Source organism: Streptomyces sp. NBC_00984, assembly GCF_045162475.1.
Classification (GTDB): Bacteria; Actinomycetota; Actinomycetes; order Streptomycetales; family Streptomycetaceae; genus Streptomyces.
In genome coordinates this window covers 7254363-7275358 of the sequence record NZ_CP108734.1, presented here as the reverse complement: position 1 = coordinate 7275358, position 20996 = coordinate 7254363, and the positions used below count along the sequence as shown (strand labels likewise).

The following is a 20996-nucleotide window of genomic DNA, read 5'->3' as shown; positions in this document are numbered from 1 at the left end:
ACCTTCCGACAAGTAGGTGGCAACATCGCAGCAGGAGCGGGAGCGGAACGGAACGCACCGGTCCTCTCGGGTACGCACTCACAGCGGTACGCGCAACGCTCCGTCGATCAGTTCGGCGGCCCGCCCCGCGTCGGCGCAGCCGCTCGCGACCAGGTCCTCGCGCACGGCACGCAGCCGGTCGCGCAGCCGCCGCGACTCCATGCCCCTGGCCCGCTCCGCCATCTCCGCGGCCGTGGCCGCCGCCCGGTCCGCCTCGCCCTGGCGCAGCTCGACATGGGTCAGCATGGCCAGCCGGTGCACCCGGCCCCGGTCGTGCGCCGGGATCCGTACGGCCTTCACCGCGTGTTCCCTGGCCGCCGGCAGATCGCCGATGCCGAGCAGGGCCTCGGCCACCTGCACATCGACCAGGCCCGGCTGGACGTACCCCGTCTCGTCCGGTTCATGGCCCGGCCTGATGCGCTCGGCCTCCGACTCGGCGCGCCGGATGCACTCCCGGGCGCCGCCCGCGTCGGCCAGTCGGGCGTACGCCTTGGCCTGCATCGCGTACAGGTCGGCGGCGAGCGCGGGGCTGATGTGGCCTCCGGCGGCCCGCAGCGCCGCCTGGGCGAAAGCCACGGACTGCCGGTAGTCGGCGAGGAGGAGCGACTGGTTGACCAGCAGGGCGATCACATAGCCGCCGAACCCCCTGTCCCCGCTCGCCTTGGCCAGCCGCAGCGCCTGGTGGAAGTAGCGCTGGGCGAGCCCGTGCGCGTCGGAGTCGTAGGCGCAGATCCCCGCGACCGCCACCAGACCGCCCGCCGCCCGGTGCAGCCGGCGGCCCATCGCGTCGCTGTAGCCGCCGCGCAGCAACGGGGCGGTCTCGGCGTTGAGGAAGCCGACGATGCGGGATCGGGTCGCGATCCCGCCTGCCCGGCGGTACATCAGTTCGTAGTGGGTACGGGCCGCGCGCAGGGTCACTATGTCGGCCATGCAGACGCGGGTCGGTCCACCGCGCGAGACATCGGCGTCCTCCGGCGGGTTCTCCCACTCCCAGACGGGCATCACCGCCGCGGTGCCGGTGACGGCGGCCGGGACGAGGGTGTGCGGACGCTGCCCTTCGTCGGAGCGCCACAGCGCGGTGGCCCGCTCGACGAAGCCGGTGAGCGAGGAGGCGGGCACGGGCGAGCCGGTGCCCGGGGTGGCCATGCCGATGTCGTCCAGCGAGAGGGGCCTGCTCAGCCGGTCGCCGAGCACTTCACAGATCAGGTCGGGCACCTGGCCGCGCGGACGCTGCCCCTTCAACCAGCGGGCCACCGCGGTGTGTTCGTACCGCAGGCGCAGCCCGCGGGAGCGGCCGGCCCGGTTGATGTGCGCGGCAAGGCCCGCCCGGGAGACACCCGCCTCCTCGATCAGGGCAGCCAGCAGAATGTTGGGCTCCGTTGCCCCCATGCGCCCCTCCGGTGGTTCGGCACGCCGAGGCGTGTCGCACCAGTGGAGCACGATTCACACGGGGTGTGAACGCAATGCCCGAACCGTCCCGCTGCGCACCCTGTTGCGTCGGCGCGCGGATCGGTTGAATCAGTCGTCTCGCAAGAGGCGGACGGGTCGTCTGCTCCCCCTCGTACAGCACGACGACCCGCACCTGCGCCGTCCGCTCTGCCGACCTGCCCGACACTCCGTGGCAGCGTGGACGGCGCCGGATCGCACGACCCACTGCCCACGGATCGGAGGGTGGCTGCGGGGTCGGCTCGGAGCCGGGTTCCCCCGGGCCGTGCCGGGGCCCGGGTGCGGTCCTCGCCGCTCGGCGAGCATGCGGGAGGGGCGCACCCGGTCACCGGATGCGCCCCTCCTCGCCGTGTTCCCGCGAAACGCTACGCGCCCCGCAGCACCGCGCCCGTCCGCTCCGCGGCGAGGGCCACCGCCGCGTCGCGCGCGGCCGAGGCCTCGTCGACGGTCAGCGTGCGGTCCGCCGCGCGGAAGCGCAGTGCGTACGCCAGGGACTTGCGGCCCGCACCGATCTGCTCACCGGTGAAGACGTCGAACAGCCGCACCGATTCGAGCAGTTCGCCCGCGCCCTCGCGCAGCGCCCGCTCCACATCGGCGGCCGGGACGTTCTCCGCGACGATCAGCGCGACGTCCTGGGTCGCCACCGGGAAGGTGGAGATCCGGGGCGCCTGGAGCGCACCGTCGACGGCCTGCTCCAGGACGTCGAGCTCGACCTCCATGGCACAGGTGCGCTCGGGCAGGTGAAGGTCCTTGACGACCCGCGGGTGCAGCTCACCGGCGTGCCCGAAGAGGGTCTCCTCGCCGTTCACCGTGACGTACAGCGCGGCGCACCGGCCCGGGTGCCACGGCGCGTGCCGGTCGCTGCGGACGGTCACCTCGACGCCGGCCTCACGGGCGATCGTGCGGGCGGCCTCGACGGAGTCCGCCCAGTCGGCCGGGCGGCCCTTGCCCCACCAGCCGGCCTGCTCGCGGGCGCCCGCGAGGACGACCGCGGCGCGGCGCGGCTGACGCGGCAGCGAGGCGTCGAGCCCGGCGATCTCCTCGTCGGTGGGACGGCGGTCGACGGGCAGCCGGACGGGCTCGGTCTCGGTGCCGGTCGGCCTGAAGACCAGGCCGGTCTCGAAGAGCGCGAGGTCGTGGCTGCCGCGGCCGTCGTTGCGCCGCAGTGCGCCGAGCAGGCCCGGCAGCAGCGTGGTGCGCAGCGCCGGCTCCTCGTCGGAGATCGGGTTGACGAGCTTGACGGTACGGCGGCGGGCGTCGTCCGCGTCGAGCCCGAGCTGGTCGAGGACGGCGTCGCCGATGAACGGGTAGTTCAGCGCCTCGACGTAGCCGGCTCCGGCGAGCGCCCGGCCGACCCTGCGGTACAGCCGCTGGTGGTCGGTGAGCCCGCGGCCGGACGGCGGGGTCGGGAGCGTGGACGGGAGGTTCTCGTAACCCTCCAGCCGGATGACCTCTTCGGCGAGGTCGTTCGGCTCGCCGAGGTCGGGGCGCCAGGACGGCACGGTGACGATCAGCTCGTCCTGCCCGTAGACGTCGCAGCCGACCTCCTGGAGGCGGCGTACGACGGTCTCGCGGCCGTACGCGACACCGGCCACCCGGTCGGGGTGGTTCGCGGGCATCACGATGGTGCGGGGCGCGGACGGTGCGCTGACCTCGGTGACCCCGGCCTCGGCGGTGCCGCCGGCGAGCAGCACCAGCAGGTCGACGGTGCGCTGCGCGGCGGCTGCCGCGGCCTGCGGGTCGACGCCGCGCTCGAAGCGCTTGGAGGCCTCGGAGGACAGCTTGTGGCGGCGCGCGGTCCGGGCGATCGAGGTCGCGTCGAAGTGCGCCGCCTCGATGACGACCTCGGTGGTGTGCGTGCCTTCGGCGGCGTCCGCGATCTCCGTGTTGGCACCACCCATGACGCCCGCCAGGCCGATCGGCCCGCGGTTGTCGGTGATGACGAGGTCGGCGGCGTCCAGGACGCGGACCGTGCCGTCGAGCGTGGTGAGCTTCTCGCCCTGCTCGGCGCGGCGCACCCCGATCGGACCGTCGATCCGGGTCCGGTCGTAGGCATGCAGCGGCTGGCCCAGTTCGAGCATCACGTAGTTGGTGACGTCGACGGCGAGCGAGATCGGCCGCATCCCGGCCTTCTGGAGCCGGCGCTGCATCCAGATCGGGGACCGGGCCTCGGGCTGCAGACCGACGACGGTGCGCGCGGTGAAGCGGTCGCAGCCGAACGGGTCGGCGACCTTGACCGGGTAGCCGTACGCGTTCGGCGCGGGCACGTCCAGGAGCGCCGGGTCGCGCAGCGGCAGGCCGTACGCGATGGCGGTCTCGCGGGCGACGCCGCGCATGGAGAGGCAGTAGCCGCGGTCGGGCGTGACGGCGATGTCGAGGACCTCGTCGACGAGCTGGAGCAGCTCGATCGCGTCGGTACCGGCCTCGTGCTCCGGCGGCAGCACGATGATGCCGTGCGTGCCGTCGTCGCCCATGCCGAGCTCGTCGGTGGAGCAGATCATGCCGTGCGAGGTCCTGCCGTACGTCTTGCGTGCGGCGATCGCGAAGTCACCGGGCAGCACGGCGCCCGGGAGGACCACGACGACCTTGTCGCCGACGGCGAAGTTGCGGGCGCCGCAGACGATCTCCTGCGGCTCGCCGGTGCCGTTGGCGTCGCCGACGTCGACCGTGCAGAAGCGGATGGGCTTCTTGAAGCCCTCCAGCTCCTCGATGGTCAGTACCTGTCCGACGACCAGCGGACCCTTGAGGCCGGCGCCGATCTGCTCGACGGTCTCGACCTCCAGACCCACGTCGACGAGCTTGGCCTGTACGTCACGGCCGGTCTCCGTCGCCGGCAGGTCGACGTACTCCCGCAGCCAGGAAAGCGGGACGCGCATCAGATCTCCATCCCGAACGGCCGGGTGAACCGGACGTCACCCTCGACCATGTCTCGCATGTCTTCTACGTTGTGGCGGAACATCAGCATCCGTTCGATGCCGAACCCGAAGGCGAATCCGCTGTACTTCTGGGGGTCGACGCCGCAGGCGATGAGCACCTTGGGGTTGACCATGCCGCAGCCGCCGAGCTCGATCCAGCCCTCGCTGCCGCAGGTGCGGCAGGGGCGGTCCGGGTTGCCGACGGACGCGCCGCGGCAGACGTAGCAGACCATGTCCATCTCGGCGGACGGCTCGGTGAACGGAAAGAAGTTCGGCCGCAGCCGGGTCTTCATGTCCGGGCCGAAGAGCGCCTGGACCATGTGGTCGAGGGTGCCCTTGAGGTCGGCCATGGTGAGGCCCTCGTCGACGGCCAGCAGCTCGATCTGGTGGAAGACCGGGGTGTGCGTGGCGTCGAGCTCGTCGGTGCGGTAGACGCGGCCGGGGCAGACGACGTAGACCGGCGGCTCGCGGTCGAGCAGGGAGCGGGCCTGGACCGGCGAGGTGTGGGTACGCAGCACGACACCGGACTCGTCGTTCCTGGCACCGTCGGCGCCCTGGACGAAGAAGGTGTCCTGCATCTGCCGGGCCGGGTGGTCGGGCACGAAGTTCAGGGCGTCGAAGTTGAACCACTCCGCCTCGACCTCGGGGCCCTCGGCGACCTCGTAGCCCATGGCGACGAAGACGTCCGCGACGCGCTCCATGATGGTCGTCAGCGGGTGGCGGGCACCTGCCGGGGTGCGGTCGTAGGGCAGCGTGACGTCCACCGCCTCCTCGACCAGCACGCGGGCGTCCCGCTCGGCCTCCAGCTCCGCCTGACGGGCGGCGAGGGCCTTGGAGACGGCGCCGCGGGCCTGGCCCACGCGCTTGCCGGCCTCGGCCTTGGCCTGCGGCGGCAGTGCGCCGATCTCGCGGTTGGCGAGCGACAGCGGCGAGGTACCACCGGTGTGCGCGGTCTTCGCCTGGGCGAGCGCGTCGAGGTCACCGGCGGCGGCGAAGGCGGCGAACGCCTCGTCCCGCATGCGCTCGATCTCTTCCGGTTTCAGTGCCTCGACCTCGACTGGGTCGTACGACTTGTTCGGTGCCGACATCTCTTCCCGTGCTTCCGATTGGCTGATACTGCGCTTACCGGGGAATGCCCCGGACCCCCATGGCCCCGATCGACGACTGGAGGACGCAAAGGTGCCAAAGGTCGAGTCTAAGGGCCACAGGATGTGTGGGAGGCCCGTGGGCCGCTCAGACCAGGTAGGCCGGCGCGCTCACGGGCAGAATAAATCGGAACTCCGCGCCGCCGCCGGGACCGCGGCCGACCGTGATCGTGCCGCCGTGCGCCTCGACGATGCCCTTGACGATGTAGAGGCCCAGGCCCGTACCGCCGCGCTTGCTTCCCCGCCAGAAGCGGGTGAAGACACGGCCCATCGACTCCTCGGGGATGCCGGGGCCCTCGTCGCTCACGGTGACGGCCGTTCCCTTCTCGTCGCTCTTCGCGGGTGCGGGTGCGACTTCAATGGTGACGGTTCCCTCGCCGTGGCGCACCGCGTTTTCCAGCAGGTTGCCCAGCACCTGGTCGACCTTGTCCGGGTCGGCCCAGACCGCGGGCAGCGGCTGGCAGGTGCGGACGAGGAAGCGGTCGGGGGTCTGGCCGCTCGCGGTGAGGGCCTGGATGTGACGTTCGACGGCGGCGGAGAGGTCCACGGGCTGGCGCCGCAGCTCCAGGCGTCCTGAGTCGATCCGGGAGATGTCGAGCAGCTCGGCGATGAGCCTGGTGACGCGGCCCGCGTCGGCGTCGACCGTCTCCAGCATCAGGCGCTTCTGGTCGTCGGTGAACCGCTCCCATTTGGCGAGGAGGGTCGCGGTGAAGCCCTTGACGGAGGTCAGCGGGGAGCGCAGCTCATGGGCGACCGTCGCGATCAGCTCGGCGTGGCTGCGCTCGTTGCGGCGGCGGGCCTCGGTGCCGCGCAGCGAGATCACCACGCGGCGCACGGGGCCGGTCGGGTGCTCGCGCACGTAACGGGCGGAGACCAGGACCTCCCGGCCGCCGGGCAGCAGCAGATTGCGCTCGGGCTGGCCGACCCGGGTGGCGAGGCCGCCGTAGGGATCGGTCAGGGTCCACCAGCGGCGGCCCTTGAGGTCCTCCAGCGGCAGCGCGTGCTCCAGGGAGCGGCCGAGGGCGGCGGCCCGGGGCACCGCGGTGATCCGGGCGGCGGCGGAGTTGAAGCAGATGACCCGGCCGGTCTCGTCGGCGACGACCAGTCCGTCGGGCAGGTCGTCGGGATCGACACTCATGTCGACGGCTACGAGCTTCCCGCTCCCGTCCGGTCCACCGGCCGTGCCGGAGGGTTCACGGGCGCGCACGACGGCCGCATGTGTCTCGCGCGGCCTGCTCATGCCGACAGCCATATCCCGTACCCCACCTCTCGAACCGGTGCAGTGGGCCCCCGAGTTCGCCACCCTACTAGTCGTCGGTGACGGAGCGACACCCTGCGGTGGCGCGGAGCCGCGGTCACCTCGGGCGCTGGGCCCTCGCGGAGGCGTACAGGCAGACGGCCGCCGCCGTCGCGAGGTTGAGGCTCTCCGCCTTGCCGTGGATGGGAACGCGTACGACGGCGTCGGCCAGCGCCCGGGTCTCCTCCGGCAGGCCCCAGGCCTCGTTGCCGAAGACCCAGGCGGTCGGACCGCCCATGGTGCCCGCGTCGAGCTCGTCGTCGAGGTCGTCGTCGCCCGCGCCGTCGGCGGCGAGGATCCGTACGCCCGCCGCCCGCAGCCCCCGCACGGCCTGCTCGACCGGGACGCCGACGGCGACCGGGAGATGGAAGAGCGAACCGACCGAGGCCCGGACCGACTTGGGGTTGTAGAGGTCCACCGAGGCATCGGTGAGCACGACGGCGTCGGCGCCCGCCGCGTCGGCACAGCGCAGCACCGTACCGGCGTTGCCGGGGTCGCGTACGTGGGCGAGGACGGCGACGAGCTTCGGCTTCGCGGCGAGGATCGCGTCGAACGGGGTGTCGAGGAAGCGGCAGACGCCGATCAGGCCCTGCGGGGTGACGGTCTGCGACACGTCGGCGAGCACTTCGCCGTCGGCGAGGTGCACCCGGGCGCCGGCCGCGTGGGCGGCGGCGACGATGTCGGCGTACCGCTCGGCCGCCTCGACAGTGGCGAACAGCTCGATCAGTGTCGGCTCGCCGTCGCTGCCGCGGTGCTCGGCGGCCTCGCGCACGGCCTGCGGCCCCTCGGCGATGAACCTGCGCTCCTTGCCGCGGAAGTTGCGCTTGGCCAGCCGTCGGGCGGCGGTGACGCGCGGCGATCGCGGGGAGATCAGTTCGGGGGTGCCCATGGTCGGCGGCGAGCCTCTCTGCGTACGGAGGTGACGGACGTACGGAACATGTCGTGCAACGCACCGGACCCGCAGACGGCGAGCGCCTGCGGGTCCGGCTCAGAAGACAGGAAGTGCGACCTGGATCAGGCGGCCTTCGGGGCGTTGACGTCGCTCGGGAGGGCCTTCTGGGCAACCTCGACGAGGGCGGCGAACGCGTTGCTGTCGTTGACCGCGAGCTCGGCCAGGATCTTGCGGTCCACCTCGATGTTGGCGGCCTTCAGACCCTGGATGAGGCGGTTGTACGTCATGCCGTTCTGGCGGGCAGCGGCGTTGATGCGCTGGATCCACAGCTGACGGAAGTCGCCCTTGCGCTTCTTGCGGTCGTTGTAGTTGTAGACGAGGGAGTGGGTGACCTGCTCCTTCGCCTTGCGGTACAGGCGGGAGCGCTGGCCCCGGTAACCGCTGGCCTGCTCGAGGATTGCCCGGCGCTTCTTGTGAGCGTTTACTGCCCGCTTGACGCGTGCCACTTTTTAACTCCTTGTAGCGGGGCCGTGGTTGGACTCACACGGCCCGGAAACGAATTGGTCCCGGTCTGAGTCGAGTGCGCCGCCCACGGGTTCACCGCGGGCCGCGGACTCACTTGCCGAGAAGCTTCTTGATCTTCTTGGCGTCGGACGGAGCCACTACGACCGTGCCGGTCAGCGAGCGGGTCTTCTTGGACGACTTGTGCTCAAGAAGGTGGCGCTTGCCTGCGCGCTCACGGAGCACCTTGCCGGAGCCGGTGATCTTGAAGCGCTTGCTGGCACCGCTGTGCGTCTTGTTCTTCGGCATCGCGCCGTTCTCTCCTCGTCAGTGGCGCCCCTCGCGGTGCGGGCACCGGGCAGCAGGGGCGTCAGATCTTGGTGGGAATTCCGGGGAGACCCGGGGCCGCCTGGATGGCGGCCCCCTGAGGTCACGCCTCGGAAGGTGTCTCGGCCGGAGCCTCGGGCTGCGCTTCGGCAGCCTCGTCCGCGGCCTCGGCGTCGGGGGTGGAACCCTGACGCTCCGCCTTGCGGGCGGCCTGGGCCTCGCGGGCCTCGGCCATGGCTTCGGTCTTCTTCTTGTGCGGGCCCAGAACCATGATCATGTTCCGGCCGTCCTGCTTCGGGTTGGACTCGATGAAGCCGAGTTCCTCCACGTCCGAAGCCAGACGCTGGAGCAGTCGGAAGCCCAGCTCCGGGCGGGACTGCTCACGACCACGGAACATGATCGTGATCTTGACCTTGTCGCCCTGCTTGAGGAACCGGACGACGTGACCCTTCTTGGTGTCATAGTCGTGCGGGTCGATCTTCGGCCGGAGCTTCATCTCCTTGATGACCGTGTGCGCCTGGTTCTTGCGCGCCTCACGGGCCTTCATGGCCGACTCGTACTTGAACTTCCCGTAGTCCATGAGCTTGCACACGGGCGGACGGGCGGTCGCCGCCACCTCGACCAGGTCGAGGTCGTACTCCTGTGCGAGTTCCAGGGCCTTGGCAAGCGGAACAATCCCGACCTGCTCGCCGCTGGGACCGACAAGTCGCACCTCGGGAACGCGAATCCGGTCGTTGATGCGGGGCTCGGCGCTGATGGATCCTCCTCGGTAGCACCACGCGGCCGCCTGGCGGACAGCCACGTAACGTCTGTTTCGTGAGACCAACCGCACCAGTGCAATAAAAATGCCCCGGACGGGACACAGGCGGGGCTCCTGGAACAACCGGAACCACCGCGGTCAACCGCGGGGCGCATCGGGCGGTCCCATCGTCCGTACGGAACGATGGCCACCGCCTGACCGGATGACCCGCCGTCCTGAAAGGACAGCCAGGTGGGAGATCGGAGCCTCCACTTGTGGGCCGGGCACATAGCTGCCCAGCCGGTCGTTACACAAGGTTAGCAGCTCCCCCGGGCGTACGCTAACCGGCTGTCTCCGCGCCGCTCCCGCGGGCGGGGCGGCATCGGCGTGGGCCTATCGTATGGCGCATGAGTGACGCGACCCCCACCAGTGATTCCCCCGGCTTCGACGACATGGCCCGCGACATCGCGGAGGTGCCCGCGGTCGAGGTGATCGTGACGGTCGCGGTCAATCTGATGAGCGCCGCCGCCGTGAAGCTCGGCCTGACCGAGGACGGCGACGAGCACAAGGACCTCGACGAGGCCCGCAAGCTGGTGCACGCACTGGCCGGTCTGCTGGACGGCAGCGCCACCGAGATCAGCTCCTTCCACGCGGCCCCGCTGCGGGACGGCCTGAAGTCGCTGCAGCTCGCGTTCCGCGAGGCCTCGCTGGTACCGGACGAGCCCGGACAGGGCCCCGGCGAGAAGTACACCGGCCCGGTCTTCGGCTGAGCCCCACCCGCCTGTTCCGTTCCCACGAGCGTGAGAGCCCCCCGCCCCGTCCCGGACGCTGTTGGTTAATTCGGGGGCTGGTCCTACTTCGCCCCGTCGAGCATGAGCTCGGCGGGGCGAAGTGCTGCGAAGTAGCTCATGCGGGTGCGGGATCGGGGCGTGCCGGTGAGGTGGGCATCGATGCGGGCGAGGTTGATGGCGGCGCCCGCGCTTTCCCCAGCCGCGGCCAGGATGCCGTCCAGCACCCGCCGCGCGGCCTCCGCCTCGACCAGGCGGTCCCGGAACTCCGAGAGCACCGAGAAGTCGAACCCAGGATCATCGAGATCCAGCCCGAGCGCGTACTTGAAGTCGATCCGCGCCCGCACCGCCTCCGCCGCCTGCCGGTCGGTGAGCCCCTCCACGAACTGCAACACCAGCACGAGCGCCAACCGGCCCGGTGACCAGGCAGGCTTGCCCCGCGACGGGAACAGATCGACGAACTCCTCGTCGTGAAACAGCGCACCCAGCTCATCCCGCACCCGGATCGCCAGACTTCCCTTCGGAACGCGGCCCGCGCCACCCGCACCGTCTCCGCCGGAATCTCCCCCGGCTCCATCGGCTGCATCGACATCCACCCCACACAACAACGTCGGCCTTCAAGAGCACAACCGGGCCTTGAAGGCCGACGCCACGCGAGCCCCCGAATTAACCAACAGCGCCCCGTCCCGGGCAGGGGGCTCCCGGCGTTCAGCGCGTGAACAGGGGCTCACCGGGCGCGGCGGCGTCGGCCGGCAGCAGTGCCAGGTCGAGGCCGCTTACCAGGCGGGCGCGCAGGACCTCGTCGGCCGCCAGCAGCTCCGCGACCCGGCGGGCCGCTTCGGCGGGGTCCGCGCCGGGTGCGAGGACCAGGGCGAGGGTGCCGTCGGCCCGGCCGGGGCCGAGGTGGGCCCGGAGCACCGCGGGCTCGGCAGCGACCGCGGTCCGCACCGCCGAGCTGACGGCGGGGTCGTCCAGCGGATCGGCGCTGGTGCGGCCCTCGGCGAGGGCGAGCAGTGCGGAGCCGGTCAGCTCGAACGCGACCGGGCCTGCGAGATCGAGGACGACCGTGTCCGCCTTCTCGTGCGCGGCGGCCTGCAGCGCCTGGTGCAGGGGGACGGCGACGGGGCGTGCCTGCGGATCCCAGAGGGCCAGCGAGGCGGTCGAGGTGAAGGCGGGCAGGGCGCGGCGGTCCCCCGCCTGGAGGGTGGGGACGGCCATGTCGCTGGTCTTCTCGCGACGCAGCCCGTTCTCGTCCTCCTCCACCTCCCCCAGTACCGCGACGACCGGGACCAGGAGCCGGGTGCCCTTGAGGGCTTCGAGTACCGGGCCGACGGCCTTGCGGTCCTCGGCCCAGGCGGCCAGTGCCTCGGTCAGTGCCGGGTCGGCCGTGCCGTCGTCGTCGGAGTATCCGGGGTCCGGAATGTTCTTCTGCGCCACAGGGCGAGCCTAGTGCCTGGGCTTCCCCGCCCTGCCGACAGGTCGGCATCGGCCGGTCTCCGCGGCCGGGTCCGTATCGTCGGTCCCGGCGACGACGGGCGACGACGGGTGACGAAGAGCGAGGAGCCGCCGGTGGATCTCGACACGGCACTGGCCGCGGCGGTGGAGCCGCTGCCGGCCGGCGCGGGTGGCGCGAGGGTGTCGGTCGCCGTGCTGGACACCGGGAACGGGGCTCGGGCGGTCTACGGGGACGGTGCGTTCGACACCGCCAGCGTCGTCAAGGTCGACATGGTCGCGGCACTGCTGCTCCTCGCCCAGGACGAGCGGCGCGCGCTCACCGCCGTCGAGCGCGACCGTGCCACCGCCGTGATCGAGCGGAGCGACAACGCCTCCGCCACCGCGCTGCTGCGGGCCATCGGCGGTCCGGCGGCGCTCGACGCGGCCAATGCGCGCCTGGGCCTGACCGGGACGACGGCGGCGCACGCCTGGGGGCTGACCCGGACCACGGCGGCGGACCGGCTGACGCTGCTGCGTGCGGTGTTCAGCACGGATTCGGAGCTGGGCGAGGACTCGCGTGCGTATCTGCGGGGGCTGATGGAGCGGGTCGAGGCCGGTCAGCGGTGGGGGGTGTCGGCGGCGGGCAGCGACTGCGCCCTGAAGAACGGGTGGATGCCACGGACGACGACCGGGCTGTGGGACATCAACAGCATCGGGCGGGTCCGGACCGGCGCGCGCACCTGTCTGCTGGCGGTGCTCTCGGACGGGCACGGGACGAAGGAGTCGGGGATCGCGCTGGTCGAGTCGGTGGCGAGGGCCGCGGTGGCTGTGCTCGGCGCCGCGCGGTGAGCCGGCGCCTTTCGCTCGGGTCAGGCCGGATCAGGGACCGGACCCCGCTCCCTGATCCGGCCTGATCCTGACAAGAGCCCCTGGGGCCGCGTTCAGCCCCGTACGGCGGCCGGACCGCGGCCCCTGCCGCGCCAGAGCACCACGGCCAGGGCGAGCAGCACCGCTCCGAGGCCGCCCGCGCCTGCGGCGAGCCAGCCCGCCGGGCTGCTTTCGTGGCGCTCGAGGGTGGGGCCGGCGCCGAAGTACCGCTTCCGGTAGCCGGTCTCGGCGGATTCGGCGCGCAGACCGGCGGGGCGGAGCGCGGCTCCGGCCTCGATCGCCGCGGCGGGGTCGACGATGCCGTACCCCCGGGCGTCGTCGCGGCCGGCCGCCGGGGCGCTGCGGGCCGTGTCCATGAGGAGCTTCTTGATCTGGGCGGGCGTCAGTCCGGGGTGCGCGGCGCGGACCAGCGCGACCGCGCCCGAGACGAACGCGGAGGCGGCGGAGGTGCCCCACTCGACGTAGTACTGGTGGTCGGGCGCTGCGACGACGATGTCGACCCCGGGGGCACTGACGGTGGCGTACCAGCGGCGGGTGGAGAACGCGGCGTGGGTGCCGTACCGGTCGACGGCGGCGACCGCGATCACGCCGGGGTAGGCGGCGGGGTACGAGATGTGGTCGCCCTTCTCGCCGCCGTTGCCCGCGGAGGCCACGACGACGGCCCCCTTCTTCAGCGCGTACTGGATGGCGGCGTCCTCGCCGGGCTCGGGGTGCGCGGACTTGCTGTCGTCGCCGAGCGAGAGGTTGATGACATCGGCGCCGTGGTCGGCGGCCCAGCGGATGCCGTCGGCGAGGGCCGTGCCGCGTGACTCCCGGGCCTTGGCGCGGGCCGGGTCGGAGGCTTCGAGGATCACCCGCACCGGAAGGATCTTCACCTCGGGCGCGATGCCGAGCACGCCGTCGCCGCGCCCCGCCCCATGGCCGTGACCAGCGATGATGCCCGCCATCGCGGTGCCGTGCCGGGCCCAGGAGCGGTCACCGCGGCGGGCTCCGAAGCCGATCATGTCCTTGCCGGGCAGTACCTGGCCGGCCAGATCGGGAAGGCTGCCGTCGACCCCGGTGTCGACGACGGCGACGGTGACTCCCCTGCCCTTGGTGGTCCGCCACGCCTTGTCGGTGTGGAGCGTCTGGAGGCCCCACTGCTGGTCCCGGATGGCGTCGGCCCCGGCCGGTGCCGCGGGCAGGAGCGTGAACGCGGTGGCGGCGCAGACCGCGCCCAGGACACGGTGACGGCGGCTGCGGCGGCTCATTCCGGCTTCTCCGTGAGGTCGGTGACGGTCCGGCGCAGTCCGCGCTCGATCCGGTCGGCAATGCCCTTGGCCTCGTGGCCGAGCCCGGCCTGGGCGGCGGCCGTCGTAACGTCCGCGGCCATGGCCCGGTCGACGGGCTGCGGGTCGGTGACGGTCCGTCCGTCGGCGAAGCCGGACACGGCGAAGACGACGACGGGCACCTCGGTCAGTACGTGGACGGTCCAGCTGGCGCGCTGCCGGTCGCCGAACCCGGCGGCGACCGTGCCCTTGGCGGGATAGGTGCGGGGCATCAGGTCGGTGCGCCGGCCGAGGTGCTGGCCGGTGAAGCGGGTGCTCAGCGCCTTCATCGCCGCCGGGTCGCCCTCGGTGAAGATCACCCCGACCGTGGTGACGCTGCTGGTGGTGGCGTCGGTGTAGGTGGCACGGAGCAGGCGCTCGCAGCCGACCGGGCCGAGGGTCCTGGCCAGCAGCGGGTCCAGGGCCGCCCGGCAGCCGCCGTCCGGGGCGACGGCGATCCGGGTCCAGATCCGGTCGGCGCCGCCGGGGCCCGCTCCGTCACCGGTCAGCGTGCGGGGGAAGAGGGTGTCCACGGGGACGCTGTGCCAGGCGGAGCGTCCCACGGTGTAGGCGCTGTGGGCGGCGGCGTCGGCCGAGGAGTCACTGGTGAGCCAGGCGCCGGTGGCCGCGCCGCCGATCAGCCCGAGCCCGAGCACGACACAGGCCGCGGCGGTCGCGGTCCTGGCGGGGTGACGGGTACGGATCGGGCGCAGCCGGGTGGTGGTCTCGGCGGGCGTCTCGGGGTGGGGACCCCGGTACGGCTGCGGCGGCCGGTACGGGTGCGGGACGTGGGCCGGCCCGGCCGGTGGCGGGGCCGCTCCCGGGCGCGGGGTGAGGTCCACGGCGCCGACGGGCCGGCGGCGGGTCGCCGCGGGCGGCTGTTCGGGGCGCGGCGGGGCGGTGGCGGGTGGGGTGGGGGTGGGGGCGGGCGCGGCGGGGGCCGGGGGCACGGGCCGGAGCCGGGCCGTGGTCTCCACGGGCGGGGCGGCCGCCGCGGGCGGCGGTGTGCTCGGGCGGGGCGGATCGGGTGCGCCCACGGAAGCCGGAGGGGGGTCCTGCGCCGGGGGCGCCGGTGGCGTGGGGCGGGGCGGGACAGGAGCGTGCTGCGCCTCGGTACTCATCCGCCCCCCTGGTCCCATTCCGTACCGTGCGCGGATCGACGTCACAGGCAGGCCCGTTGGTTGCCGCGTGCCGTCACTCTACGGGGTGGAACGCCCCTGGCGGGAGCGGGCCGTCCGGCCCCGGACGATCTGCGCGGATCATCCCCCTACCCAGCGGTACGGACGTCTGGCAAGCTGCCGCCATGACTGCCCGTGCCGCTGACCGGACCCGGTACAACCGGGCCACCGCCCACCTGGACGCCCCGATCGCCATCGTCGATCTCGACGCGTTCGACGCCAATGCCGACGATCTCGTCCGCCGGGCGGCCGGGAAGCCGATCCGGGTGGCGAGCAAATCGGTGCGCTGCCGGGCCCTGCTGGAGCGGGTGCTGGCGCGGCCCGGTTTCGCCGGGATCATGTCGTTCACGCTGGCGGAGTCGCTGTGGCTGGCGCGGGCCGGGTTCGCGGACGTGCTGCTGGCCTATCCGTCGGCCGACCGGGCCGCCTTCGCGGAGCTGGCCGCCGATCCGAAGCTGGCCGCGGCGGTGACGGTGATGGTCGACGACCACGCGCAGTTGGAGCTGATCGACGCGGCGCGGGCGGGGGGCCGCGAGGAGATCCGGGTCTGTCTGGAGCTGGACACCTCGCTCCGGCTGCTCGGCGGCCGGGTCAGGGTCGGCGCCCTGCGGTCGCCGCTGCGCTCCCCCGCCCAACTGGCGGAGCTGGCACGCTCGGTGGCCCGGCGGCCGGGTTTCCGGCTGGTGGGTCTGATGGCGTACGAGGGCCATATCGCCGGGGTCGGGGATTCGGTCGCGGGCCGGCCGCTGCGCTCCCGGGCGGTCCGGCTGATGCAGGCCGCGGGCCGCAGGGAACTGGCCGTCCGGCGGGCCGAGGTGGTGCGCGCGGTACGGGCGGTGGCGCCGGACCTGGAGTTCGTGAACGGCGGCGGCACGGGCAGTGTGCAGCACACCGCGGCCGAGCGCGCGGTGACCGAGATCGCGGCCGGGTCGGGGCTCTACGTGCCCCGGCTGTTCGACAACTACACGTCGTTCACGGCCCGTCCGGCGGCGCTGTTCGCCCATCCCGTGGTGCGCCGGCCGGGTGTGGGCGTGGTGACGGTCCTCGGTGGCGGCTACCCGGCGTCCGGCCCCGCGGGCCCGGACCGGCTACCCGTCCCGTATCTGCCGGAGGGACTGCGCTACGACCCGCAGGAGGGACCCGGCGAGGTGCAGACCCCGCTGCTCGGCGCCCCGGCCGACGATCTGCTGATCGGCGACAAGGTGTGGTTCCGGCACGCGAAGGCCGGTGAACTGTGCGAGCGCTTCGACGAGTTGCAGCTGATCGAGGGCGACCGGGTGACCGCGGCCGTGCCGACGTACCGGGGCGAGGGCCGTACGTTCCTCTGAGAGCCTGTCGGGTGACCTCCGACCGGGCGGCCCGTGTCAGGGTGCGATCGAGCTGCCCACGCCACCGCTCGTCGCGCTGTCGCCGATCCGCCGGATCCCCTTGGTGATGGTGTCCATGAGCGAGAGCGGCGGTCCGTCGGGGCCCGCGTCGAAGGCGTAGCGGACGATGATCAGCGATTCGCTGCCGATCGTGGACGGAAAGACGAGCGACTGCACATAACCGCCGGGCCCCTTGGCCGTGTCGACGCGCCAGCGGACCTGGTAGCCGGCGCGTCCGGCGACGCTCACGGACGTGGAGTCGAGCTGCTTGTGGGACGTGATGCCGCCGTGGATCCGCGCGCCGACGATGTTCTTCTCGTAGGCGCTGTCGGCGGCGGTGGCGATGTCCTGCTTGGCGAGCTCCTCGGCGGAGGTGATGTCCGTGGCGCTCGCGATGCGGCTGGTCACCGTGGCGTGGTAGCAGAAGTCGGAGGAGTTGCCGGGGCAGTCGTAGGAGTCGACGGTGCGCATGGTGACGACCGGCTCGACGGTCCTGTCGGGTTTCTCCCAGCCGTCGGGGATCGGCAGGGTGATGCCGTTGAGCTGGTCGACGAGGACCTTCGGGTCGTCCTCGGCCGGTGAGTCACCGGGCGACGGGGTGTCCGTCGCGGCGGTGGCCGGCGGAGCGGAGCTGCTCGCTCCGGCCTCGGGCCGCGTACCGCTGTCGTCCCTGCCCAGCAGTACGGCTCCGGTGACGGCCGCGCCGACGACGACCAGCCCGGCCACGGCGAGCGCGACGATCCGGGTGCCGCCCCCGCCCCCGGCGGTGCCGTCGCCGGATGCGGCGGCGACCGGCTCGGGCGGGCCGAACCCCTGGGACACCTGGGCGGCCGGACGGGTGTGCGCGGTCCACGCCGTGCCGTCCCACCAGCGGTCGGTGCCCGGTGACGCGGCGTCCGGGTACCAGCCGGGGGGTGTCGCGTTGCTCATCCCCCCACTTTAGGGTTCGGTCACCGCCCCGGACCCGTCAATTGCCGGAAGACTTAAGGTGTGAGGGTCAACCATTGATGGTCGACCAAGACCGGGAAGGGGAGCGGGGCATGGCCGGGGAAAGCGAGTTCATCGACCGCCTGATGCCCGTACTGCGGCCGGTCCGGGCGGGGAACGGCTTCGAGGAGGCGCTGGAGCAGATCCTCCAGGTGATCAGGCTCGGGCTGGTGCCGGGCGGCGGGCGGCTGCCGGCCGAGCGCGACCTCTCCGAGCTGCTGGGGATCAGCCGGGTCACCCTGCGCGAGGTGCTGAAGGTCCTGCAGGACCAGGGCCTGGTGGAGAGCAGGCGCGGCCGGTACGGCGGCACGTTCGTGCTGCGGCGCACCGGCAGTCCCGGCGAGGACGAGCTGCGCCGGAGGATCGCGTCCGTCGACATCGAGGACGTGCTGCGCTTCCGCGAGGTGCTGGAGGCCGGGGCGGCCGAGCTGTGCGCCGTGCAGGGACTCGACGGCGAGGGCGCGGACCGGCTGCGCGCCGCCCTGACGGCGACCCATGAGGCCCCGCTGCAGGACTACCGCAGGCGCGACACCCTGTTCCATCTGACCCTGGCCGAGCTCTCCGGGTCCGCGTCGCTCACCACGCAGTACGCGGCCGTCCGGGCCGCCCTGAACGACCTGCTGGACTGCATACCCCTGCTCGTACGGAACCTGGAGCATTCGCAGCACCAGCACACCAGCCTGGTCGAGGCGGTCCTCGACGGTGACGGGGAGGCCGCGCGTGCGGTGATGCGCGAGCACTGCGCCGGTACGGCCGCGCTGTTGCGCGGCTTCCTGGCCTGAGCGGGAGCGCACGGAGGTCGCAAAGGTCTGATTCATCACCATTGGTGCCCGGTGTCTGACAGGACTCCCTCAAGGAGCGCCGTGCCCGAGTCTCCCCCGCAGCCAGCGCAGCGCCGCCACGCCCTGGGCGCGCTGGAAGGCCCGGAGCGGATGGCGGCACAGCCCTCAGCCGTCCCGCGCCGTCAGTGACAGGAGGTCGCGGGCCGGCCCGGTCGGGCGGTGGCCGGAGGGCCAGACCGCGCGCAGCTGGCGTCGCAGGCGCACTCCGGCGACCGGGACCTTGACCAGGCGCCGCGAGGACAGCTCCTCGCCGAGCGCCAGTTCGCTCAGGACGCACGGTCCGGCGCCGCTCTCCGCCGCTCCCTTCACCGCGGTCGTGGAGGAGAGTTCGAGCAGCGGCTGGGCGAGGCCGCCGTGCACGGCGAGGGCCGCGTCCAGGACCTGGCGGGTGCCGGAGCCGTGTTCGCGCAGGATCAGCGGGGTGGCGGCGAGTTCCTGCGGGGTGAGGGGCGTGAGGCGGCGGGCCCAGGCGTGGGAAGGGGCGACCACGACGACGAGGCGGTCGTGGGCGATGACCGTGCCGTCGAGCCCTTCCGGTACGGACAGGCCCTCCACGAAACCGAGGTCGGCGTCGCCGACCAGCAGCCGGCCCGCGACCGCCGCCGAGTTCCCGGCGAGCAGCGAGACCGCCGTGTCCGGCCGTTCGGCGCGGAGCGCTATCAGCCAGCCGGGCAGCAGGTATTCGGCGATGGTCATGGAGGCGGCGACCCGCAGCCTGGAGTCCCGCCGGTCGCGCAGCGCCTGCGCGCCCGCGTCGAACGCCTCGGCCGCCTCGACGATCCTGCGTGCCCAGTCGGTGACCAGCGCGCCCGCGTCGGTGAGCCGGGAGCCGCGCGGTGAACGGTCCAGCAGGGCCACGCCGAGCTGCCGTTCCATGGAGCGGATGCGGCTGCTGGCGGCGGGCTGGGTGACGCCGACGTCCCGGGCGGCGCGCCCCAGGCTGCCGTGCCGGGCGACGGCGAGCAGGAGTTCCAGCGCTCCGAGGTCGGGAACCCGGTGGGAGAGAGGGACATGCGCTTCACCGGCCATAAAGCCACCTTATGACCTCATAGACGCGGACTCCCTGGTGGGGTCCGTCCCTCGCCGAGAAAATCGTGGCATGGCCATCTTTCCGCAGACGCAGCAGCCCCCAGCCCCGATTCCGGCCGCCGTGCGGCTGCCTTCCCTGCGGTATCTCGGCCCCAACTGGTACGCGGCCGTCATGGGCACCTCGATCGTCGCGAGCGCGGGTGTCGCGCTGCCCGTGCACGTCCCCGGGTTGCGGGCCGCCTGCACGGTGGTGTGGGCGCTGGCGGCGGTCGCGCTCGCCGCGGTGCTCGTGGCCCGCACCGGGCACTGGATCGCCCATCGCGACCAGGCCCGCAGCCATCTGCTCGACCCGGCCGTGGCCCCGTTCTACGGCTGCCTCTCGATGGCTCTGCTGGCCGTCGGCGGCTCGTCGATGGTGGTCGGCCGGGATGTCATCGGACACGGGGCCGCGCTCGCCCTGGACGTGGTGCTGTACACCGCGGGCACGCTGATCGGGCTGGCCGCCGCGGTCGCGATCCCGTATCTGATGGTCGTACGCCACCGGATCGAACCCGGCACCGCGTCGCCGGTGTGGCTGCTGCCGCTGGTGGCCCCGATGGTCTCCGCGGCCCTCGGTCCGCTGCTGGTGCCGGAGCTGCCGGCCGGTCAGTGGCGGGAGGCGCTGCTGCTGGCCTGCTACGCGATGTTCGGTCTGAGTCTGCTGGCCACGCTGGTGATGCTGCCGTTGATCTTCGCCCGGCTCGTCCACCAGGGGCCGCTGCCGCTCGCGCTGACGCCCACGCTGTTCCTGGTCCTCGGCCCGCTGGGGCAGTCGACGACCGCGGTCAATCAGCTCGCCGATGTGGCGCCGGGTGCGATCGGGGCGCCGTACGCCTCGGGGTTCGGGGTGTTCGCCGTGCTGTACGGGGTGCCGGTGATGGGTTTCGCGCTGCTGTGGCTGGCGCTGGCCGTGGCACTGGTGGTGCGGGCCGCACGGAACGGCATGACCTTCGGCATGACGTGGTGGGGCTTCACCTTCCCGGTCGGTACGTGTGTCACGGGTGCCGCGGGCCTGGCCCGGCACACCGGTCTCACGGCGTACACCTGGCTGGCCGTCGCGCTGTACGTGCTGCTGGTGGCGGCATGGGCGGTGGCCGGGGTCCGGACGCTGCGCGGGCTGTTCAGCGGAGCGCTGCTCGCAGCACCTCAGGCGCCCGCACCAGTGACGGCCCGTACCACGTGAGGAACCGCCCGTCGACGAGCGCGGCGGGCAGGGCGGGGAAGGCCTCGGGCCCGTCGTCCGCGGTGAAGCGGTACGGCTCGTCGGGCAGCACCACCAGGTCGGCGCCCGCCGCGTTGAGCGCGTCGAGCGGGATACGGGGGTAGCGCTCGGCGTGGTCCGCATAGACGTTCTCGACGCCGAGCCTGGCCAGCAGGTCCCCGGCGAAGGTGTCGCGGCCCAGCACCATCCAGGGCCTGCGCCAGACGGGCACCACCGCACGGCGCGGGGCGCGGGGCGGCGGGAGCGCGGCCCAGGCGGCCTCGGCCTCGTCCAGCCAGCGCGGCCTGGGCCGGCCGCAGGCGGCCAGGACGCGTTCGAGCTCCTCGAAGGCCTGGCCGAGGGTGCGGATCCCGGTGACCAGCACCTCGGTCCCGGCGGCCCGGAGCGCCGCGAGGTCGGCCTCGCGGTTCTCCTCCTCGTTGGCGACGACGAGATCGGGCCGGAGCGCGAGCACCGCGGCCACGTCGGGATTCTTGGTCCCGCCGATCCGGGCGGCGGCCAGGCCGGCCGGGTGGGTGCACCAGTCGGTGACCCCGACCAGCAGTCCGGGCGCGGTGACCGCGACCGCCTCGGTGAGCGAGGGGACCAGGGAGACGACTCGCACGACGGGCCCC

The 20996-nt window shown here is 73.0% G+C and carries 19 protein-coding genes and 1 pseudogene; 5 read left to right on the top strand and 15 right to left on the bottom strand.

The features are described 5' to 3' along the window. Positions 1-78 precede the first annotated feature (78 nt). The 8 genes from OG520_RS32525 to infC form a co-directional block, all read right to left on the bottom strand. Entirely contained in the window at positions 79-1428 is a 1350-nt protein-coding gene (locus tag OG520_RS32525) for a transcriptional regulator (protein WP_406015491.1), read from the bottom strand. Positions 1429-1850: 422 nt separating this feature from the next. Then, entirely contained in the window at positions 1851-4361 is a 2511-nt protein-coding gene (gene pheT / locus OG520_RS32520) for a phenylalanine--tRNA ligase subunit beta (protein WP_406015490.1), read from the bottom strand. Continuing rightward, positions 4361-5488, bottom strand: coding sequence for a phenylalanine--tRNA ligase subunit alpha (gene pheS, locus OG520_RS32515; protein WP_329817834.1), 1128 nt, complete (start codon positions 5486-5488; stop codon positions 4361-4363). Before pheS ends, pheT begins: the two co-directional genes overlap by 1 nt. A 145-nt stretch (positions 5489-5633) precedes the next feature. Next, positions 5634-6797 (bottom strand): ATP-binding protein, encoded by a 1164-nt coding sequence (locus OG520_RS32510; protein WP_399330066.1) that lies wholly within the window; start codon positions 6795-6797, stop codon positions 5634-5636. A gap of 103 nt (positions 6798-6900) precedes the next feature. Next, positions 6901-7731 (bottom strand): TrmH family RNA methyltransferase, encoded by an 831-nt coding sequence (locus OG520_RS32505; protein ID WP_389974432.1) that lies wholly within the window; start codon positions 7729-7731, stop codon positions 6901-6903. A gap of 125 nt (positions 7732-7856) precedes the next feature. Then, positions 7857-8240, bottom strand: a complete 384-nt coding sequence (gene rplT / locus OG520_RS32500; protein WP_072484442.1) for a 50S ribosomal protein L20 — start codon at positions 8238-8240, stop codon at positions 7857-7859. A 109-nt stretch (positions 8241-8349) separates the two neighbouring features. After that, complete coding sequence (gene rpmI, locus OG520_RS32495) at positions 8350-8544, bottom strand: 50S ribosomal protein L35 (RefSeq protein WP_072484441.1); 195 nt, start codon at positions 8542-8544, stop codon at positions 8350-8352. A 121-nt stretch (positions 8545-8665) separates the two neighbouring features. Continuing rightward, positions 8666-9364 carry a translation initiation factor IF-3 gene (gene infC / locus OG520_RS32490; protein WP_329200305.1) on the bottom strand — a complete coding sequence of 233 codons (699 nt, stop codon included), beginning with the start codon at positions 9362-9364 and terminating at the stop codon, positions 8666-8668. Positions 9365-9708: 344 nt separating this feature from the next. Between infC and OG520_RS32485 the strand changes: the two genes are divergently transcribed. Next, a complete protein-coding gene (locus tag OG520_RS32485) occupies positions 9709-10071 on the top strand; it encodes a DUF1844 domain-containing protein (RefSeq protein WP_266421723.1) in 363 nt (120 codons plus the stop codon). Positions 10072-10268: 197 nt separating this feature from the next. Here the strand turns inward: OG520_RS32485 and OG520_RS32480 are convergent. Both OG520_RS32480 and OG520_RS32475 read right to left on the bottom strand, forming a co-directional pair. Then, a pseudogene (locus OG520_RS32480) lies at positions 10269-10681 on the bottom strand (transposase); the annotation flags it as partial. Between the two features lie 116 nt (positions 10682-10797). Beyond that, entirely contained in the window at positions 10798-11526 is a 729-nt protein-coding gene (locus OG520_RS32475) for an SseB family protein (RefSeq protein WP_406015489.1), read from the bottom strand. A 132-nt stretch (positions 11527-11658) separates the two neighbouring features. On the opposite strand from OG520_RS32475, the gene OG520_RS32470 reads away from it, so the two are divergent. Next, complete coding sequence (locus tag OG520_RS32470) at positions 11659-12372, top strand: serine hydrolase (protein ID WP_406015488.1); 714 nt, start codon at positions 11659-11661, stop codon at positions 12370-12372. Positions 12373-12464: 92 nt separating this feature from the next. Here OG520_RS32470 and mycP read toward each other — a convergent pair whose 3' ends face one another. Together mycP and OG520_RS32460 are read right to left on the bottom strand one after the other, a co-directional pair. Beyond that, positions 12465-13661, bottom strand: a complete 1197-nt coding sequence (gene mycP / locus OG520_RS32465; RefSeq protein ID WP_406015487.1) for a type VII secretion-associated serine protease mycosin — start codon at positions 13659-13661, stop codon at positions 12465-12467. Further along, positions 13658-14560, bottom strand: coding sequence for a hypothetical protein (locus tag OG520_RS32460; RefSeq protein ID WP_406016625.1), 903 nt, complete (start codon positions 14558-14560; stop codon positions 13658-13660). Before OG520_RS32460 ends, mycP begins: the two co-directional genes overlap by 4 nt. Positions 14561-15021: 461 nt before the next feature. Between OG520_RS32460 and OG520_RS32455 the strand changes: the two genes are divergently transcribed. Next, a complete protein-coding gene (locus OG520_RS32455; RefSeq protein ID WP_399330070.1) occupies positions 15022-16224 on the top strand; it encodes an amino acid deaminase/aldolase in 1203 nt (400 codons plus the stop codon). Positions 16225-16260: 36 nt separating this feature from the next. Here OG520_RS32455 and OG520_RS32450 read toward each other — a convergent pair whose 3' ends face one another. Next, entirely contained in the window at positions 16261-17193 is a 933-nt protein-coding gene (locus tag OG520_RS32450; RefSeq protein ID WP_406015486.1) for a DUF2510 domain-containing protein, read from the bottom strand. 110 nt (positions 17194-17303) lie between these two features. Between OG520_RS32450 and OG520_RS32445 the strand changes: the two genes are divergently transcribed. Next, positions 17304-18032, top strand: a complete 729-nt coding sequence (locus tag OG520_RS32445) for a FadR/GntR family transcriptional regulator (protein WP_399330072.1) — start codon at positions 17304-17306, stop codon at positions 18030-18032. Positions 18033-18197: 165 nt separating this feature from the next. Here OG520_RS32445 and OG520_RS32440 read toward each other — a convergent pair whose 3' ends face one another. Next, positions 18198-19121, bottom strand: coding sequence for a LysR family transcriptional regulator (locus OG520_RS32440; protein WP_266421705.1), 924 nt, complete (start codon positions 19119-19121; stop codon positions 18198-18200). 70 nt (positions 19122-19191) lie between these two features. Here OG520_RS32440 and OG520_RS32435 point away from each other — a divergent pair, with 70 nt between their 5' ends. Then, entirely contained in the window at positions 19192-20343 is a 1152-nt protein-coding gene (locus tag OG520_RS32435; RefSeq protein ID WP_406015485.1) for a TDT family transporter, read from the top strand. Here the strand turns inward: OG520_RS32435 and OG520_RS32430 are convergent. After that, positions 20282-20986, bottom strand: a complete 705-nt coding sequence (locus OG520_RS32430) for a helical backbone metal receptor (protein WP_406015484.1) — start codon at positions 20984-20986, stop codon at positions 20282-20284. The two genes, OG520_RS32435 and OG520_RS32430, sit on opposite strands and share 62 nt — an antisense overlap. Between the last annotated feature and the right edge of the window lie 10 nt (positions 20987-20996).

Coding starts and splice junctions, on each gene's coding strand:
- OG520_RS32435 (WP_406015485.1), top strand. CDS start 19,192: ATGGCCATCTTTCCGCAGACGCAGCAGCCCCCAGCCCCGATTCCGGCC.
- mycP (WP_406015487.1), bottom strand. CDS start 13,661: ATGAGCCGCCGCAGCCGCCGTCACCGTGTCCTGGGCGCGGTCTGCGCC.
- pheT (WP_406015490.1), bottom strand. CDS start 4,361: ATGCGCGTCCCGCTTTCCTGGCTGCGGGAGTACGTCGACCTGCCGGCG.
- OG520_RS32525 (WP_406015491.1), bottom strand. CDS start 1,428: ATGGGGGCAACGGAGCCCAACATTCTGCTGGCTGCCCTGATCGAGGAG.
- OG520_RS32455 (WP_399330070.1), top strand. CDS start 15,022: ATGACTGCCCGTGCCGCTGACCGGACCCGGTACAACCGGGCCACCGCC.
- OG520_RS32485 (WP_266421723.1), top strand. CDS start 9,709: ATGAGTGACGCGACCCCCACCAGTGATTCCCCCGGCTTCGACGACATG.
- OG520_RS32505 (WP_389974432.1), bottom strand. CDS start 7,731: ATGGGCACCCCCGAACTGATCTCCCCGCGATCGCCGCGCGTCACCGCC.
- OG520_RS32445 (WP_399330072.1), top strand. CDS start 17,304: ATGGCCGGGGAAAGCGAGTTCATCGACCGCCTGATGCCCGTACTGCGG.
- pheS (WP_329817834.1), bottom strand. CDS start 5,488: ATGTCGGCACCGAACAAGTCGTACGACCCAGTCGAGGTCGAGGCACTG.
- OG520_RS32510 (WP_399330066.1), bottom strand. CDS start 6,797: ATGGCTGTCGGCATGAGCAGGCCGCGCGAGACACATGCGGCCGTCGTG.
- OG520_RS32450 (WP_406015486.1), bottom strand. CDS start 17,193: ATGAGCAACGCGACACCCCCCGGCTGGTACCCGGACGCCGCGTCACCG.
- OG520_RS32440 (WP_266421705.1), bottom strand. CDS start 19,121: ATGGCCGGTGAAGCGCATGTCCCTCTCTCCCACCGGGTTCCCGACCTC.
- rpmI (WP_072484441.1), bottom strand. CDS start 8,544: ATGCCGAAGAACAAGACGCACAGCGGTGCCAGCAAGCGCTTCAAGATC.